The following is a 17,431-nucleotide window of genomic DNA, read 5'->3' as shown; positions in this document are numbered from 1 at the left end:
CAGTGAATAAAATTAAAGCGGTAAAAAGACAGATGTACAATAGGGCAGGAATTAAACTACTGAGAGCGAAGATTATTTATTCACAATAGAAGAAGTACCACCAAATTTGACGAAGAACCAGATTACCACCAAATTTGACGAAGAACCCTTTTTCTGTAGAGGGGCGGATGGAAATTGTGTTTAGTTTATCGCCATACCTTCTTAAACAAATTTTTAATGCAGTTCCCCTTATTAAGCCTTTGATTATTTGCCGTTTCCGATAAAAATGTTATCTTTGGAGATAGATAATGTGCATCACATCATTTTCCAGTGCTCACAATGAAAATGAATTAAAATCTAAATAACGGATTGTTTAATCTTCTAAAGTTTGCATGATGGAAAAGACAAAAATTGGCTTGAATGCCGGGAAAGTATGGCGCATCTTAAATGAAAAAGGTGAACTTTCAATGTTCGATTTGTGCCGTGAATTAAGTTTGACGTTTGAAGACGTAGCTCTTGCTATTGGTTGGCTGGCCCGAGAAGACAAGATCTTTTTGAGGAAAAGAGAAGGAATGCTTTTTGCCAGTATCGAAAATGTCGAATTTACTTTTGGCTAAGGTGGTAGCTAACCTACATTTAAGATGGATCTCCACTTTATTATTTACACTGCTAAAAAAGTAATGAAGTGGATCAGTAGGATTTTTTATGCTCGTTTTTACTATTCCCCCTATTATTCTGTTTGATAAGAGAAGCATCTAATCTACTTTTTCTGTACCTTTGCACCCCATAAACTACTAAACACATAAATTCATGAGTGCATTGAAAGGGCATCCGAAAGGCCTTTATTTGATTTTCGCGACAAGCACGGCAGAACGTTTCAGTTATTACGGTATGCGTGCGATCTTTATTCTTTTCCTGACGCAGGCATTATTGTTTGATAAAGAAGCGGCAGCATCCATCTACGGCAGCTATACCGGACTAGTTTATTTAACCCCGTTGATTGGCGGATACATTGCCGATAAATATTGGGGAATCCGTCGCTCCGTGTTTTGGGGAGCGGTAATGATGGCAGTCGGACAATTCCTGATGTTTATGAGTGCTTCCACTTTAGATAATACAAACCTTGCCCACTGGATGATGTATGGCGGACTAGGCTTCCTGATCTTGGGCAATGGTTGCTTCAAACCCACTGTCTCTTCTCTGGTAGGTCAGCTCTACGAACCCGGAGACAGGCGGCTGGATGCTGCATACACCATTTTTTATATGGGAGTGAATGTAGGCTCTTTTGCTGCTCCTTTGATTTGTGGTTATCTGGGTGATACCGGTGATCCGCATGACTTTAAATGGGGATTTCTTGCAGCCGGAATCATGACACTGTTCACCGTTGTTCTTTTCGAGACTCAAAAGAATAAATATCTTTTTTCTCCTTCCGGAGAACCGATTGGTATTATCCCCGATGCTAAACGTGAAAAGAAAGAAGACAAGGCCGACCATATCTCACACCCGAAGATGGACAAACGTACCAAAGTACGTAATACCCTTGTAATCACAATTCTTACCATTGCTTTAATAGCCTTCTTTAACTATGCATTTGAAGGCGATTGGGTGAGTATCGGCATTTTTACCGCCTGCATTGTTTTCCCTGTTCTGATCCTGTTAGACGGTTCATTGACAAAAATAGAACGCAGCCGTATTTTCGTTATCTATATAGTAGCCTTCTTTGTCATCTTCTTCTGGGCAGCCTACGAACAGGCGGGAGCTTCTTTAACTCTCTTCGCATCCGAACAGACGAATCGTGATATTCTCGGTTGGGAAATGCCGGCTTCATGGTTTCAATCTTTTAATCCCTTGTTTGTAGTTGTTCTGGCATATATCATGCCGGGTGTATGGGGTTTCCTGAACAAACGAAAGATGGAACCCGCTTCTCCTACCAAACAAGCGATTGGTTTGTTACTCCTTTCTTTAGGTTATCTTTTCATCTGTTTCGGAGTGAAAGATGCAGTTCCCGGAGTGAAAGTGAGCATGATTTGGCTGACAGGACTTTACTTTATTCATACCATGGGTGAAATAGCTTTGTCGCCTATCGGACTTTCAATGGTAAATAAATTGAGTCCGCTGCGTTTCGCCTCCCTGATGATGGGAATCTGGTATCTGTCTACTGCCACAGCCAATAAATTTGCGGGAATGTTGAGCGGGCTCTATCCGGAAGCCGGAAAAGTGAAGTCAATCTTTGGTTATCAGATTGCTACCATGTATGATTTCTTTATGGTATTCGTCGTAATGTCCGGTGTTGCTTCGTTGATTCTGTTCCTTCTCTCGAAGAAATTACAGAAGATGATGCACGGGGTAGAATAAAAAATCGTATTTTTGCAAGGTTATTTTTAAATTACCGGTTATGGATACCATTCAGATAAAAGACAAATTGTTTACCGTTTCCATTAAGGAACAAGAAATTCAGAAAGAAGTGATTCGCGTAGCGAACGAAATTAACCGCGATTTGGCAGGTAAGAATCCGCTTTTCCTTAGTGTGTTGAACGGTTCGTTCATGTTTACCGCTGATTTACTGAAGCACATCACCATCCCTTGTGAAATCTCATTTGTGAAGTTGGCGTCTTATCAGGGCATCACTTCCACCGGAGTGATTAAAGAGGTAATCGGCCTGAATGAAGACATTGCCGGACGTACCATTGTAATCGTAGAAGATATTGTAGACACAGGACTGACGATGCAGCGACTGCTCGAAACATTAGGTACACGCAATCCCGAAGCTATCCATATCGCTTCTCTGTTGGTGAAACCTGAAAAGCTCAAGGTAAACCTCAACATTGAATATGTAGCGATGGAAATCCCGAACGACTTTATCGTAGGTTACGGACTGGATTATGATGGTTTCGGACGTAATTATCCCGATATTTATACAGTAGTAGATTAATATTAAATAGGTACCAGTTTAAATGGTAAATAGTAAATCGTTAAATTGTAAATAACAAAATGTTGAACATCGTAATTTTCGGTGCTCCGGGTTCAGGAAAAGGAACACAGAGCGAACGTATCGTAGAAAAGTATGGAATCAATCACATCTCGACAGGAGATGTATTGCGTGCTGAAATCAAGAATGGCACAGAACTGGGTAAAACAGCTAAAGGTTACATCGACCAAGGTCAATTGATTCCTGATGAATTAATGATTGATATTCTGGCAAGCGTATTCGACAGCTTCAAAGATAGCAAAGGTGTAATTTTCGACGGTTTCCCAAGAACAATAGCACAAGCAGAAGCATTAAAGAAAATGTTGGCAGAAAGAGGACAGGACGTTTCTGTAATGGTTGACTTGGATGTTCCGGAAGAAGAACTGATGGTACGTCTCATTAAACGTGGCAAGGATTCCGGTCGTGCTGATGATAACGAAGAAACAATCAAGAAACGTCTGCATGTATATCATTCACAGACTGCTCCACTGATCGACTGGTACAAGAACGAAAAGAAATACCAACACATCAACGGCTTGGGTACTATGGAAGGTATCTTCGCTGAAATCTGCGAAGCAGTAGATAAATTGTAATAATACAATATTATAAATAAATAAGTCAGTAGCCGGAGTGTTCTAATTAACTGCTCTAACTACTGACTACTTTAACTTTTAAAAAAAATATGGCTGAATCGAATTTTGTTGATTACGTAAAGATATACTGTCGCTCGGGCAAGGGCGGAAGAGGCTCTACGCACATGAGGCGCGAGAAATATTGTCCTAACGGAGGTCCTGATGGGGGCGATGGTGGAAGAGGAGGTCATATCATCTTGCGCGGTAACCGTAATTACTGGACATTGCTGCACTTGAAGTATGACCGTCATGCAATGGCCGGTCATGGTGAATCGGGGAGCAAAGGACGTAGCTTCGGAAAAGACGGTGCGGATAAAATAATAGAAGTACCCTGCGGAACGGTAGTTTATAATGCCGAGACAGGGGAGTATCTTTGTGACGTAACAGAAGACGGACAGGAAGTTATTTTGCTCAAAGGCGGTCGCGGCGGTCAGGGTAACTGGCATTTCAAGACGGCCACCCGTCAGGCTCCGCGTTTTGCGCAGCCGGGAGAGCCGATGCAGGAAATGACCGTTATCATGGAGCTGAAACTGCTTGCCGATGTCGGTCTGGTAGGTTTCCCGAATGCGGGAAAGTCAACTTTGCTTTCTTCCATTTCGGCTGCCAAACCGAAAATTGCCGATTACCCGTTTACTACGCTCGAACCCAACTTGGGCATCGTTTCCTATCACGGTGGAAAATCCTTTGTGATGGCGGACATACCGGGTATTATCGAAGGAGCCAGTCAGGGAAAAGGTTTGGGACTGCGTTTCTTGCGTCATATCGAGCGTAATTCATTACTGCTGTTTATGGTTCCGGCAGACAGCGACGACATTCGTAAAGAATACGAAGTCTTGCTGAACGAACTGCGTACCTTCAATCCTGAAATGTTGGACAAGCAACGCGTGTTGGCTGTCACCAAGAGTGATATGCTCGATCAGGAGTTGATGGACGAGATTGAACCTACATTGCCGGAAGGCATTCCACATGTATTCATATCTTCTGTTTCCGGTTTGGGCATCTCGGTGTTGAAAGACATCCTTTGGGAAGAACTGAACAAGGAAAGCAATAAGATAGAGGACATCGTTCACCGTCCGAAAGACGTGACCCGTCTGCAACAGGAACTCAAAGACATGGGCGAAGATGAAGACATCGTTTATGAATATGAGGAAGATGTCGACGATGACGATGATATCGATTATGAATACGAAGAAGATTGGGAAGAAAAATGATTTCACTTACAAAACATAACGAGTTGAAGGGATATAAGTCACTGGAGGCATATCCCGAAGTAGCTCATTTTGTAACTACGCGTCACGAAGGTATAAGCACCGGAGCTTACGGCTCTTTCAACTGTTCGCCTTATACCAACGACTCATGTATGAATGTCAATCGCAATCAGAGCTGGTTGTTTCAGTGCATGAATCATCAGATAAAGGAATTATTTATTCCTGAACAGAATCATGGCTGTGCCAGTCTGATTATCAATGAATCATTTTTTAAAGAATCATTGGAAATGAGACGGCTACTTCTGCGAGGAATGGATGCCTTGATAACTAATGTGCCGGGATATTGCGTTTGTGTCACGACGGCGGATTGTGTTCCTGTATTGCTGTACGACAAAAAACAACACGTTGTGGCTGCCGTTCATGCCGGATGGAAGGGAACGGTGAAGCATATTGTCAGTAATGTGATGGACCACTTGAATAAGATGTTCGGGACGCAAGGCGAAGATGTGATAGCTTGCATCGGGCCGAGCATTTCGCTCGAATCATTTGAAGTAGGTGATGAGGTGTATGATGCTTTTGAAGAAAGCGGCTTCGATATGTCTCTTATTTCTATGAAGAAGAAGGAGACGGGCAAATATCATATTGATTTGTGGGAAGCCAACCGGATTGAATTACTGAATCTCGGAGTGCCTGCAGAACAGATAGAAGTGGCCGGAATCTGTACCTATATTCATCATGATGAATTCTTCTCTGCACGTAGACTGGGAATAGATTCCGGTCGTACATTGTCGGGAATAATGATTAGAAAGTAATAATTGGTGTCCGTAATCGCAGGACGCTGATGATTGGTTTATGATAAGTTATGTTTGAAATAAAAGTATCTAAAGAAATAAAAGACGCATGCCCGGTTTTTGCCGGAGCCGCCGTGTATGCTGCAGTGAAAAATACAGCTTACAGCGAAGGGCTTTGGCAGGAGATCGACGCTTTTACTAGGCAACTGACTTCCACAACACAGATGGAAGACATCAAACATCAACCCGTTATCTTTGCTACCCGTGAGGCTTATAAACGTTGTGGCAAAGACCCCGGACGTTACCGCCCGTCAGCCGAAGCTCTACGCCGCCGCCTGATGCGTGGAATTCCTTTATATCAGATTGATACGTTGGTAGACCTTATTAACCTTGTGTCTCTTCGCACAGGACATTCGATCGGTGGTTTTGACACGGACAAAATACAAGGTACGCATCTTGAACTCGGTATCGGCAAAGCAGGAGAACCGTTTGAAGGTATCGGACGCGGTGTATTGAATATCGAAGGATTACCTGTATATCGTGATTCTTTCGGCGGAATCGGAACCCCGACAAGCGACCATGAACGTACGAAGATGGACCTCGGAACTACTCATATCCTAGCCATAGTCAACGGTTATAACGGAAAAGAAGGTTTGCAAGAAGCTGTTGAAATGATACAGACCTTATTAAGAAACTATACAGAATCGGATGGAGGCGAAATCGTATTCTTTGAATAATTAGAATGAGTGCTCTAAGAAAAAAGACATGAAAAACATACTTATCTTACTGACAGTTTTATTATTGCCGCTGACTGCCGACGGGCAGGATAAACCTTCCTTCTCTGCCCGCGAAATGGCTGATGTACGGGTAGCTACTCCCGGATTATTTGCTAAAAGCAATCATATCTATCTGCATTTGGATTCTCTGAAAGATCACGAATATGCTTTCCCATTACCCGGAGGAAAAGTAATCTCTGCCTATGGAACTCGCGGAGGACATTCGGGAACAGACATTAAGACCTGTGCAAAAGATACGATTCGTGCTGCTTTTGATGGAGTGGTGCGTATGTCGAAACCCTATTATGCCTACGGAAATATCGTTGTAATCCGCCACGCTAACGGATTGGAAACACTTTATAGCCACAATTTCAAGAATCTGGTTAAAACTGGTGATGTTGTAAAAGCCGGACAACCTATCGGGCTGACAGGACGTACCGGTTGTGCCACTACCGAACATGTACACTTCGAAACCCGTATTAACGGGCAACATTTTAATCCGAATCTCATTTTTGACTTAAAAGAGAGAACATTGCGGAAAGAATGTATCAAGTGTACCAAGAACGGGAGTAAAATCGTTGTGAAGACTCAAATTCCTGACAATCGGATTGCTCAAAATAAAAAGTAAAGGGCTATCAGTAGTTGATGAATAGCCAGGGGATTATGACAAATTATGGCACAAATTTTATGCAGACCGGCTTGTCTACTTTTATATCCTGCTGTACATCTGTTAATAGTCCTGTATCTGCATCTCTTTCATAAACTTGTATCACATTGCTGTCTCTGCAAGCAACCAACAAGTATTTACCATTAGGCGTGATGATGAAATTGCGTGGATGAATCCCTGTCAGTTGGTAGCCTGCTTTTGACAACATTCCGTTATCCGGGTGAATACTGAATATGGCAATACCATCTGCTTTCAAACGATTGCTGGCATACAGGAATTTACCATCCGGGCTGATATGAATATCGGCGCTTCCTTGTGCGTTTACCGTATCGGCAGCGATTGTTTGCATCTCTTTTAAATCTCCGTCTTTGTATTCAAAAGCGATTACTGTGCCCGATAACTCATTAATCAGATAGGCATAATGACCGTTTGGCGAGAAAGTCAGATGGCGGGGACCCGAACCGGCTTTCACTTTAAAGGCAGCAGGCGATCCTTCTTTCAGAAATGCTTCCTTATTTTCTGCATTTGCAGCTGGGTTAATGATAAACTTATGTATTTGATCTGTACCCAAGTCATCGGCAAACAAGTATTTACCATCCGGAGTGATACGGACACAATGCAGATGCGGTTTCTCTTGTCGTTCCTTGTCTACTCCCGTACCTTTGAATTGTATAATATCGGAAGCGGGTAGGAGCGAGCCATCTTTTGCGATAGGGAAAACGGAAATGCTGCCGCCACTGTAGTTGGCGGTTATCACATTATTTCCACTGGCGATGATATAACAGGGATCTTCACCTCCCGTTTGCTGTGAATTTAATAGTTGCAAAGTACCTTTTTCTTTATTGAAGGCAAATGCATTGGCGGCAGCTTGTGTATTATTGAATTCACTGACTGCATAGACGAATTTTCCGTCGGCAGATGGAACAAGATAAGAAGGATTTTCAACTTCCGTTTCACTTAACGGAGTGGCAGTCCCGTCTTCTTCGTTGAAGCGGTAGCTATATATCCCTTTACTGGTTCCTGATGTGTAAGTACCCACCAACATGGTTAGTTCGTTTTCCGTTGTATCGGTTGTTTCCATAGGAGTCTTTTTTTTAGAAGTACAGCCACTGATACTGATTCCGAATATGCAAACAGCGGCAAATGCTTTGAATATAGATGTTTTAGATAGATATGTCTTAATCATAAGTAGCTTATTATTGGTTGATTTTTCATGATGCTTTTTCATCTTAAATATAAAATAGCTCCGTAAAGATAGTGCTTTGATATAATATTTGCTAACGTCTTCTCGTAAATTAGAAAACATTTCCTATCTTTGCACTCTCGGAAAGCGTTCTAAACAATCGCTATTCTGTACGAATAAAAATTTGGGGTTGACTGGATTTGACAGCGGGCAGAAATGGTAGGTAAGCATGCAGTGGGTCGGTAATTTCCACTTAAATATCAGTTATCAAAATTTTATCTGGCGAAACTAATTACGCTCTTGCTGCTTAATCGAATCACAGTAGATTAGCTTAATCCAGGCACTAGGTGCCAGGACGAGACATCACTCGGAAGCTGTTGCTCCGAAGCATTCCGGTTCAGTGGTGCAGTTACATCGGGGATAGTCAAAGGCGGCCTCGCACTTTTGATGAAACTTTAGAGGATAAGGCAGGAATTGATGGCTTTGGTTCTGTTCCTGCACGAAAATTTAGGCAAAGATAAGCATGTAGAAAGCTTATGATTTCCTCGTTTGGACCGGGGTTCGATCCCCCGCAGCTCCACTTTAAATGCTGATTTCTAGCGTTTTATGAGATTTGCACCCCGCTTTACATCCTAATAATGTAAAGCGGGGTGTTTTTGTTTTATTTAATATTTCTATTTTCTGTGATATTTATCTGTTCGTCAATGCTCGGGTCGAATCGGTCGTTGTATAGGTGGCAGACGGCTTAAATGTCAAGACTGTCCAAACGGGACTGATCGGATTACTTTTCGTCTTTCTTGTTATCGAGTAGCTGTGATAATTCTTCCTCCACTTCCTCGATACTTGGCAAGGCGGATTTCAGATTTTCGGGAATGGCTTTGCTTAGCTGGTAGTCGCTAACTCCTATGGGCTGTGCATAGCCCGTCAAGGCATATTGTGCTACTACTTCATCCTTGCCTTTGCAGAGCAACAATCCTATTGTCTTGTTGTCGTTTTCACCTCTCAACTGGTCGTCTACGATGTTAATGTAGAAATTCAATTGCCCTGCATATTCTGGCTTGAATGGAGTAGCCTTTAATTCTACGACTATATAGGCGTGGAGTTTTATGGAGTATAGGATAAGGTCTGCATAAAAATCGCTGTCCCCGACTTGGAAATGTTTCTGTTTGGCTACAAAGGCGAAGCCGTTCCCCATTTCCAATAGATACCTTGTGACGTGTTCTACAAGCTGTTTTTCAATATCCCTTTCATCTGCCAGTTCTTTTGTACCTGCTACATCGAATATATACGGGTCTTTCAGCAAATAGTTGGCTAAGTCACTTTGAGGGGCGGGCAAGGTCTTTGTGAAATTGTTGACTTTCTGTGTTTCTATCTGCCGTTTGAACAGATTAGTCTCAATCTGTATCTTTAATACGTTGCTGCTCCATCCGTTTTCAACGGACTGTTTCATGTACCAATATTTGTTTCCTAAGGGTAATGAGCTATCCAATAGTATCACATGACTGGTCCAGTTTATTTTTGAAATGGGGGAACAAACAAAATCCTTTTCAATATCATCAATGGATGTTTGCAGCATTGCGGAGATTGTCTTGTCTATCTTTTGAATTTGCGCAAGAGGCTCTTGCGTAAATTCTTTTGATTGAAATATATTTGTCTGAAATTGCGCAAGAGGTTCTTGCGTAATTGGTAAACAGTTCAGTTCATCAGTCAAGGATAGCATATTGGGGATTGTTGGCGTTCTCAACACCTTGTCACAAGAAAGCATTCTTTGTAATATCTCTAGTGGGTATGTTCGGGCAAACTGACACATATAGGTAAGGCTTCTCGCTGAATATCCTTTCTTTTCGGGATAGTGCATCTTGATAGCCTTTGAAATCTGACTTATGGCTTTTGGATAGCCTCTTTTTATTATGGAGTCATAAATGAAGCACTCCCACTTCGCGAACCATTTATTTTTATATCCGTATCAGGCAATAATCTTTTAATACGCTCTATTTCCTCTTTAGTAATCTTTCCATATAAACTCAACGATCCGATTTTTATTTTTGATATTTCGTCCGGTATATCAATTGTATCGATAAATTGGATATCCAACCTTTTTATTTCTTTGAGCTCCAACAGTACAGCCGGAAATTCTTTTACTCTGATATTGATGCCGCTTCCCCAGCCATCCTTTTGAGCATCAGCACTTAATTTACTTTTTAATCCCTCCTTATTAACGTCTTTCTTCCTGACCATCCAACCAATTTGCGGTCGCAGAGCAAAAGTCTTGCTGTTTTGTTCTAACCCGATGAAACCTGCCCAAAATTCTAATGGAGTTTCTTTGACAGCGTCGCCATATACTTCCTGATACTTTACGTCTACCTTCACTATCTCATCAGGGAGACAATTCCTGCCTTCCAGCTGTTTCAGATTATTTCTTTTCCCTTCCTTATCGTAAGGGAAAAACTTCACGATCCATCCATCAATAATGTTTGGGGCTCCGTATCGTTTCTGTGAATGATATTTAAACATGTTGCGCCAAAAGTTCTTATTAACTTCTCCTTTGGATGCTTTGACAAATTCTTCCAAAAGAGGTTCCAGTTCTGAAATCCACCAATCGAGTTTGTATTCTTTCAAGCCTCTGGCTTTGTGCAGTAGTTTTTCCCAGTCCTCCGGTGTTCCTTCGAGAGTTATTTCAGGTATTCCACAGACAATGCGTATGATTATAAACTCAAAGTAAGGTTTTACAGCTTCCATGATTGTTATTTCGGAAGCAACTTTCTCTAAAGAGGTAGTCGTTGAAAAATTGCAGGTGAGCAGTTCGGTCAGATGCTTACCGGCGTATTGGGATATTTGTTCTGTAAATTGCGGAAAGATTTTCTCCCATGAAAGAGTAGGGTCCTCCAATTTTTTGTCTTCTCTGACAATTAAGGATAGTTTGCCGGAGAAATCAACAAGCTCATTTCTCATAGATTCCTGATTGGCATTGATATGGCGTGCAAATCCCTGGCTGATTAATAGCCAAATCATGTCCGGGGACAATACGAATGGCCTGTGATCCGCATAAGCCTGATACATACCATTGAAAAAAGAATTAGGGCCAAAAGAAACGAGACTGTCGGGAGATTCGCTCTTTGCAATGATATGATAAGGAACCTTGATATTCTTCTCTTTTATCTCATAAGGCTCTATGTCCATATCTGATAATATAAGACTTTCGTAAATTTCATTCGGGGAGTGTAGATGAAGTAATTCTTCAGGCTTTGAAAGCTTTTCGACCTTAAAAGTGATTCCATTTTGAGCGAATGTGGAAACACTGCAAAATATGAATAAGCAAAATAATGTGTTTTTCATAATCTTAAAGAGTTGTATGGTGGCACAAACTTATTAACTACCTCTATATTTTGAATAGACGATATGCAAATATAATATAATAAGAACTGTCTTTGACAAGATATTGAATGTTTTTTTGACTTATATCTATAAAAATCATAAGCATATTATTTCTTGAACCGATAAGCAGGATTTATTCAGGAATTTATAGTAAGTTTGCTCTGCTAATCCTAAACAATGACGCAGAGAAAGATTATACATATCGACATGGATGCCTTCTATGCCTCTGTAGAGCAGCGTGATAATCCAGAACTTCGTGGCAAGCCTTTAGCGGTAGGTCATGCTGAAGAGAGGGGAGTTGTGGCTGCTGCCAGTTATGAAGCCCGGCGTTACGGTGTCCGTTCCGCCATGGCTTCGCAAAAGGCGAAACGTCTTTGTCCCCAACTCATTTTTGTACCTGGCAGGATGGATGTTTATAAATCCGTTTCCCGTCAGATACATGAGATTTTCCACGAATATACGGATATCATCGAACCTCTGTCTCTGGATGAAGCTTTTCTGGATGTCACTGAAAATAAGAAAGATATTTCCCTGGCTGTGGATATAGCAAAGGAAATAAAGCAGAAGATTCGGGAGCAGCTCAACCTTGTTGCGTCTGCCGGAGTTTCTTATAATAAGTTTCTGGCTAAAATAGCTTCGGACTATCGTAAACCGGACGGCTTATGTACCATTCATCCGGAACAAGCCCTTGATTTTATAGCCCGTCTTCCTATCGAGTCTTTTTGGGGAGTGGGTCCGGTGACTGCAAAGAAGATGCATCTACTTGGCATCCACAATGGACTTCAACTACGGAAATGCTCTCTTGAAATGCTGACAGCCCATTTCGGGAAAGCCGGCGCACTGTATTATGAGTGCTCACGAGGAATTGACGAACGCCCTGTCGAAGCAATTCGTATCCGTAAATCCATTGGCTGCGAACGTACATTGGAACGTGATATTTCAGCCCGTTCATCGGTCATTATCGAACTATACCATGTAGCAGTAGAGCTGATTGAACGTCTTCAGCGAAAAGACTTCAAAGGCAACACGCTTACCCTGAAAATCAAGTTTCATGATTTTAGCCAGATAACCCGAAGCCTTACTCAATCGCAGGAACTCACCACCTTAGACCGGGTACTCCCACTTGCAAAAGAATTGCTTAAAAGTGTCGAATTTGAGCAACATCCAATCCGGCTCATCGGTCTTTCCGTCTCCAATCCAAAAGAGGAAGCCGATGAACAACACGGTGTTTGGGAACAGTTGAGTTTTGAATTTAGCGATTGGGATTGAAGGCGAAGAGGAAGAAATAGAGGAATGAAGAGGAAAGAATAGGGGATGAAAAAGAAGAGAATTAAAGAATGAAAAAAGAAAGAGGATAGAATATCCAAACAGATACTTTGTCTGAAGTAAAACAGATACTCTATTTGAAATAAAATAGAGCCTTTATTTGACCTAAACAGAGCCTCTGTTTGGAATAAATAGAACCTCTATTTTCTCCAAAGGAAGCCTCTGTTTTCTAAAACTGCATCTTTGTTTTTCCGAAATGAAAACCCGGTTTCCGTGTGACTTAAATTGTTTTTATAGTGACTTAAATTGTTTCTACAATGACCTAATTTGCTTTTATAATGACTTAAAAGCCTAAAATATAGCAATTAAAAGTACTATTTTTGAAGTATGTACTTTTTTGTCATCAGGTTCGTATGATTTACTCACCTCATTTTTTATCAGATACGTTATCTTTGCAATACTTAAATGAATGAAAATACCATGAATCGAATGAAACATTTATTTTGTGTTCTTTTACTAGCAGCTTTAGGAAGTTTTTCTTTCAAGGCAAACGCTTACACCGAACGCAATATGCTGCAAAAAGCGGCAGACGAAACTACGTTGAAAAACGTGTTGGTAATGAAACAAGCATGGGTGCCTTATCCTGCTTATACAGATCGTGCCGCCTGGGATTCTTTGATGGGCCCCAATAAGCAACGCCTCATCGAAGCCGGCGAAAAACTCCTCGACTATAAATGGCAACTGATACCTGCCACCGCTTATCTGGAATACGAACGTAGCGGTAACCGTAAAATAATGGAAGTTCCTTATGACGCCAACCGCCAGGCACTTAACGCCTTGATGCTCGCCGAACTGGCCGAAGGGAAAGGGCGTTTTATCGACCAATTACTGAACGGAGCATATATGAGCTGCGAAATGAATTCATGGGTTCTATCCGCACACTTGCCCCGTCAGAGCAGCAAACGTTCACTTCCCGACTTCCGCGAACAGATTATCGACCTCGGTTCAGGCGGATACGGAGCTTTAATGGCTTGGGTACACTATTTCTTCCGCAAACCATTCGACAAAATTAATCCTGTGGTATCCTTGCAAATGCGTAAAGCAATCAAAGAACGTATTCTCGATCCGTATATGAACGACGACGAAATGTGGTGGATGGCTTTTAACTGGAAACCGGGAGAAATCATCAACAACTGGAATCCCTGGTGTAACTCCAATGCCCTGCAATGTTTCTTACTGATGGAGAACAATAAGGATAAGTTGGCGAAAGCTGTTTATCGCTCCATGCAGTCAGTCGATAAGTTTATCAACTTCGTGAAATCCGATGGTGCCTGTGAGGAGGGAACCTCTTACTGGGGACATGCTGCCGGAAAGCTCTATGACTATTTGCAGATACTCTCTGATGGCACAGGCGGTAAACTGTCTCTGTTCAATGAACCGATGATTCGCCGGATGGGAGAATATATGTCCCGCTCATACGTGGGCAATGGCTGGGTGGTGAATTTTGCTGATGCATCGGCACAAGGCGGAGGCGATCCTTTGTTAATCTATCGGTACGGTAAAGCTGTAAACAGCGATGAAATGATGCATTTTGCCGCATACCTGTTGAATGGAAGAAAACCGTATGCTACCATGGGCAACGATGCTTTTCGTTCGCTTCAATCTCTACTTTGCTGTAATGAGCTGGCAAAAGCAACTCCGAAACATGATATGCCGGATGTAACCTGGTATCCCGAGACGGAATTCTGTTATATGAAGAATAAGAACGGTATGTTTGTTGCCGCTAAAGGCGGATTTAATAACGAAAGCCATAACCACAACGATGTAGGAACCTTCTCTTTATATGTAAATACAATTCCTGTTATTATTGATGCCGGTGTAGGTACATATACCAAACAGACGTTCGGCAAGGACCGCTATACCATCTGGACGATGCAGAGCAACTATCATAACTTGCCGATGATTAACGGAGTACCGCAGAAATTCGGGCAGGAGTATAAAGCTACCAATACCGTTTGCGATGAGAAGAAACGGATGTTCTCTACGGATATAGCTACTGCTTATCCGGCAGAAGCGAAAGTGAAAAGCTGGGTTCGCTCTTATGCTCTTGATGATAAAAAACTCATTATTGGTGATATTTATACGTTGGATGAGGCTATTGCTCCTAATCAAATGAATTTTTTAACCTGGGGCAATGTGACTTTCCCTTCAGCCGGAAAAATCCGCATCGAAGTAAAGGGACAAAAGGTGGAAATGAACTATCCGTTGCAGTTTAAAGCCGAACTGGAAACAATTAAACTGGATGATCCGCGCCTGTCTAACGTATGGGGCAAAGAGATTTACCGCATCACACTAAAGACTGAAGAAAAGAAAGTGACTGGTAAATATGGATTTGTTATTCAACAAGTGAAGTAGGATGAAATAGATTTTTAAAGCTAGAAAAAATAAAGTATAAACAATTAAATCACAGTAAGATGAAAAAAGTATTATTTGCCGGGCTTTTGGTCCTTGCAGGAGTAAGCGTAAGTGCGCAGAACCTGATAAAAAACGAAAAATTCGCCACTGAAGTAAAGACTAAAGTGACTAATGCCAACAAAGCTACCGCAGGAGAGTGGTTTATCATGAATAATGAAGCTGACGGTGTAACTACTATTGCTTGGGAAGAAACAGGAGATGCCAAATATTCGAATGCAATGAAATTGGATAACTCCGGTGCTGAAAAGAATCTCTCTTGGTATAAAGCTTTCCTGGGACAACGTATTACCGATGGTTTGGACAAAGGTATCTATGTTCTTACTTTCTATGCAAAAGCTAAAGAAGCAGGAACTCCGGTCAGTGTATACATCAAGCAGACCAATGAGGAAAAGAACGATAGTGGCAAGTACAATACTACTTTCTTCATGCGTAGAGACTATGACGCGGATGCTCAACCAAATGCTTCGGGCGCACAGTACAATTTTAAAATTAAAGATGCCGGTAAATGGACTAAAGTAGTGGTTTATTATGATATGGGGCAAGTGGTAAATGCTATTAGCAGCAAGAAAGCAAATGCTAACTTGGAAGTGTCTGATACAGACGATGATGCTGCTATTCTGAAAGATTGTTATGTGGCTATTCTTTCCCAGAACAAAGGCGGCGTTGTAGAAATCAGCGACGTGACATTGAAAAAGAAATAAAGAGCAAAGAATTTAATATAGTAGGTTAACAAAAAAATAGGGCAGTGAAGTAGTGATACTTCGTTGCCCTATTTTTTTTGTTATATGAATATAATGGAGAGTTCCGAATAAATAAATGTATGAAACAGTCAATCTCCCTTCGGGGCTGATTTCATGCGATTTATTGAATTCCGAGTTTCTTCTTCAGTTCCTTAGGCAGAGAATCTTTGTGTACCATCACACAGATTGTTTTAGCACGTACATAGCTTTCAGACATATTCAGATAACCTCCGGATTTGTTGCTTTCCGCTCCCCAGGAATTCTTGGTGATATAATATTTAGTACCATTCTGATCTTTTACAATGCCGGTGATGTGCATCAAGTGGTCGTCAGTTGTCACAAACTTCTCGTAACCATCCTGACGGATTTCCGGTGTTACGTTGATTTCCGGATAAGGATGTTCAAACTTGAATACTTCGTCCATTCGTTCGTATTTAGGCATTTTCTCAAAACGGGCACGGTCGGTGGTCGAGTAATCTTTCACATCCTCCACTTGCGGGTTGATGGCGATTCCGTTCTTGAAAGAGAAACCTTGTTCGCTAACGTCACCGTCCCAACATACGGTATATCCTTTGTTCAGTGCATAGTCGATAGCCCCGATCAGTTCGTCCAACGGAAGATTATACATCGGCTGGTTTTCCCAGTTGTCGGGAACTTCAGGTGAGAATGTCTCATAAGATGGCTTGTGAGTGAAACTAGTCAACTCAACGTAATCATCCATATTCAATCCCAGACTTTCTGTGAAAGATTGAGAAGTATATTCTTTTCCTTTATAAGTGAATTTTTCGGGAAGCTTGCCCAGATAAATATCGAACAGATTATTAATAAGCGCATCAAATTGCGGAGTACGCTTTTTAGATTCAATATTTGCGTCTACCAATGCTTTGAGGTAGCGTGACAATGCACCGTGATTGTGGTCTTTGTTATCGCCCGGCAATCCGGTGTACACTTCTTCCGGAACAATTCCCGCTTTCTTATAAGCGTTTTTGAAAGTGTGTGCCAAACTTCCTTCACCGATACTTCCTTTACCACGACGGAGATAATTGTCCTCCATCTGATTCATGTACTTTTGGCGGACGATAAACATTTCCGAGAGATCATATTCTCCTTTTCCCATTCGGAGCAGTTCCGACTCCATGAAAGAAGCGGTGGCAAAGCACCAACAGGTTCCTGTGGAACCCTGATCTTTAACAGGCGTTGCTTGGTGGGACACAACGGTTGTGAACTCATAACCGGGTGTTTGTGCAAAAGAGGTTACGACCAATAAGAGGAGCGCAACCGACATAAATAGCTTTTTCATAATGTGTTTTATTATCTTTCTTCTGCAAATGTATAAAAAAAGCGAGGATACTCGAAAGTTCCTCGCTCTAT

Annotated in this window: 15 protein-coding genes and 1 other RNA gene; 12 read left to right on the top strand and 4 right to left on the bottom strand. The window is 41.7% G+C overall.

The window, feature by feature from the left end; genetic code table 11:
- Positions 1-371 precede the first annotated feature (371 nt).
- The 8 genes from N5O98_RS14305 (at position 372) to N5O98_RS14270 (ending at position 6,982) form a co-directional block, all read left to right on the top strand.
- Positions 372-596, top strand: coding sequence for a winged helix-turn-helix domain-containing protein (locus N5O98_RS14305; protein WP_004301899.1), 225 nt, complete (start codon positions 372-374; stop codon positions 594-596).
- A gap of 193 nt (positions 597-789) precedes the next feature.
- Positions 790-2,334 carry a peptide MFS transporter gene (locus N5O98_RS14300; protein WP_004308352.1) on the top strand — a complete coding sequence of 515 codons (1,545 nt, stop codon included), beginning with the start codon at positions 790-792 and terminating at the stop codon, positions 2,332-2,334.
- 40 nt (positions 2,335-2,374) lie between these two features.
- Positions 2,375-2,911 (top strand): hypoxanthine phosphoribosyltransferase, encoded by a 537-nt coding sequence (gene hpt, locus N5O98_RS14295; RefSeq protein ID WP_004308350.1) that lies wholly within the window; start codon positions 2,375-2,377, stop codon positions 2,909-2,911.
- 59 nt (positions 2,912-2,970) lie between these two features.
- A complete protein-coding gene (locus N5O98_RS14290; RefSeq protein ID WP_004301902.1) occupies positions 2,971-3,540 on the top strand; it encodes an adenylate kinase in 570 nt (189 codons plus the stop codon).
- An 89-nt stretch (positions 3,541-3,629) separates the two neighbouring features.
- Positions 3,630-4,790: a GTPase ObgE gene (gene obgE, locus N5O98_RS14285; RefSeq protein WP_004308348.1), complete on the top strand. Its 1,161-nt coding sequence runs from the start codon at positions 3,630-3,632 to the stop codon at positions 4,788-4,790.
- Positions 4,787-5,599: a peptidoglycan editing factor PgeF gene (pgeF, locus tag N5O98_RS14280; protein WP_004308345.1), complete on the top strand. Its 813-nt coding sequence runs from the start codon at positions 4,787-4,789 to the stop codon at positions 5,597-5,599. Before obgE ends, pgeF begins: the two co-directional genes overlap by 4 nt.
- A gap of 50 nt (positions 5,600-5,649) precedes the next feature.
- Complete coding sequence (locus tag N5O98_RS14275; protein ID WP_022199107.1) at positions 5,650-6,315, top strand: B3/B4 domain-containing protein; 666 nt, start codon at positions 5,650-5,652, stop codon at positions 6,313-6,315.
- A 28-nt stretch (positions 6,316-6,343) separates the two neighbouring features.
- Complete coding sequence (locus N5O98_RS14270) at positions 6,344-6,982, top strand: M23 family metallopeptidase (protein WP_004308342.1); 639 nt, start codon at positions 6,344-6,346, stop codon at positions 6,980-6,982.
- Positions 6,983-7,025: 43 nt separating this feature from the next.
- Here the strand turns inward: N5O98_RS14270 and N5O98_RS14265 are convergent, their stop codons facing one another.
- Positions 7,026-8,207, bottom strand: a complete 1,182-nt coding sequence (locus N5O98_RS14265) for a lactonase family protein (protein WP_022199108.1) — start codon at positions 8,205-8,207, stop codon at positions 7,026-7,028.
- Between the two features lie 183 nt (positions 8,208-8,390).
- Between N5O98_RS14265 and ssrA the strand changes: the two genes are divergently transcribed.
- Positions 8,391-8,787, top strand: a transfer-messenger RNA (tmRNA) gene (gene ssrA / locus N5O98_RS14260).
- Positions 8,788-8,985: 198 nt separating this feature from the next.
- On the opposite strand, the gene N5O98_RS14255 is transcribed toward ssrA, so the two are convergent.
- Complete coding sequence (locus tag N5O98_RS14255) at positions 8,986-10,128, bottom strand: PDDEXK nuclease domain-containing protein (RefSeq protein WP_074706869.1); 1,143 nt, start codon at positions 10,126-10,128, stop codon at positions 8,986-8,988.
- On the bottom strand, positions 10,113-11,540 hold the full coding sequence (locus tag N5O98_RS14250) for a DUF4419 domain-containing protein (RefSeq protein ID WP_004308334.1): 1,428 nt from the start codon (positions 11,538-11,540) through the stop codon (positions 10,113-10,115). The genes N5O98_RS14255 and N5O98_RS14250 overlap by 16 nt, the downstream gene beginning before the upstream one ends.
- Positions 11,541-11,756: 216 nt before the next feature.
- Here N5O98_RS14250 and dinB point away from each other — a divergent pair, with 216 nt between their 5' ends.
- The 3 genes from dinB to N5O98_RS14235 all read left to right on the top strand — a co-directional run bounded on the left by dinB (position 11,757) and on the right by N5O98_RS14235 (position 16,021).
- The gene (gene dinB, locus N5O98_RS14245; protein ID WP_004301910.1) at positions 11,757-12,848 is read left to right on the top strand and encodes a DNA polymerase IV; all 1,092 of its coding nucleotides are present in this window, start codon (positions 11,757-11,759) and stop codon (positions 12,846-12,848) included.
- Positions 12,849-13,325: 477 nt separating this feature from the next.
- Positions 13,326-15,260 (top strand): heparinase II/III domain-containing protein, encoded by a 1,935-nt coding sequence (locus N5O98_RS14240; protein ID WP_022199110.1) that lies wholly within the window; start codon positions 13,326-13,328, stop codon positions 15,258-15,260.
- A 59-nt stretch (positions 15,261-15,319) separates the two neighbouring features.
- Positions 15,320-16,021 (top strand): DUF4627 domain-containing protein, encoded by a 702-nt coding sequence (locus N5O98_RS14235; protein ID WP_118161404.1) that lies wholly within the window; start codon positions 15,320-15,322, stop codon positions 16,019-16,021.
- Positions 16,022-16,181: 160 nt separating this feature from the next.
- Here N5O98_RS14235 and N5O98_RS14230 read toward each other — a convergent pair whose 3' ends face one another.
- A complete protein-coding gene (locus N5O98_RS14230) occupies positions 16,182-17,360 on the bottom strand; it encodes a C1 family peptidase (RefSeq protein ID WP_118161403.1) in 1,179 nt (392 codons plus the stop codon).
- Between the last annotated feature and the right edge of the window lie 71 nt (positions 17,361-17,431).

Origin of the sequence: Bacteroides sp. LFL-34, from assembly GCF_027257075.1 — a bacterium.
Classification (GTDB): Bacteria; Bacteroidota; Bacteroidia; order Bacteroidales; family Bacteroidaceae; genus Bacteroides; species Bacteroides ovatus.
The sequence above is the reverse complement of the archived record's forward strand: the minus strand, read 5'-3'. Positions and strand labels throughout refer to the sequence as shown.

Bases quoted from the DNA above. Each gene is read 5' to 3' on its own strand.
- N5O98_RS14265 (WP_022199108.1), bottom strand. From the start codon at position 8,207: ATGATTAAGACATATCTATCTAAAACATCTATATTCAAAGCATTTGCC.
- obgE (WP_004308348.1), top strand. From the start codon at position 3,630: ATGGCTGAATCGAATTTTGTTGATTACGTAAAGATATACTGTCGCTCG.
- N5O98_RS14305 (WP_004301899.1), top strand. From the start codon at position 372: ATGATGGAAAAGACAAAAATTGGCTTGAATGCCGGGAAAGTATGGCGC.
- N5O98_RS14250 (WP_004308334.1), bottom strand. From the start codon at position 11,540: ATGAAAAACACATTATTTTGCTTATTCATATTTTGCAGTGTTTCCACA.
- dinB (WP_004301910.1), top strand. From the start codon at position 11,757: ATGACGCAGAGAAAGATTATACATATCGACATGGATGCCTTCTATGCC.
- N5O98_RS14275 (WP_022199107.1), top strand. From the start codon at position 5,650: ATGTTTGAAATAAAAGTATCTAAAGAAATAAAAGACGCATGCCCGGTT.
- N5O98_RS14290 (WP_004301902.1), top strand. From the start codon at position 2,971: ATGTTGAACATCGTAATTTTCGGTGCTCCGGGTTCAGGAAAAGGAACA.
- N5O98_RS14240 (WP_022199110.1), top strand. From the start codon at position 13,326: ATGAATCGAATGAAACATTTATTTTGTGTTCTTTTACTAGCAGCTTTA.
- N5O98_RS14300 (WP_004308352.1), top strand. From the start codon at position 790: ATGAGTGCATTGAAAGGGCATCCGAAAGGCCTTTATTTGATTTTCGCG.
- N5O98_RS14230 (WP_118161403.1), bottom strand. From the start codon at position 17,360: ATGAAAAAGCTATTTATGTCGGTTGCGCTCCTCTTATTGGTCGTAACC.
- pgeF (WP_004308345.1), top strand. From the start codon at position 4,787: ATGATTTCACTTACAAAACATAACGAGTTGAAGGGATATAAGTCACTG.
- hpt (WP_004308350.1), top strand. From the start codon at position 2,375: ATGGATACCATTCAGATAAAAGACAAATTGTTTACCGTTTCCATTAAG.
- N5O98_RS14270 (WP_004308342.1), top strand. From the start codon at position 6,344: ATGAAAAACATACTTATCTTACTGACAGTTTTATTATTGCCGCTGACT.
- N5O98_RS14235 (WP_118161404.1), top strand. From the start codon at position 15,320: ATGAAAAAAGTATTATTTGCCGGGCTTTTGGTCCTTGCAGGAGTAAGC.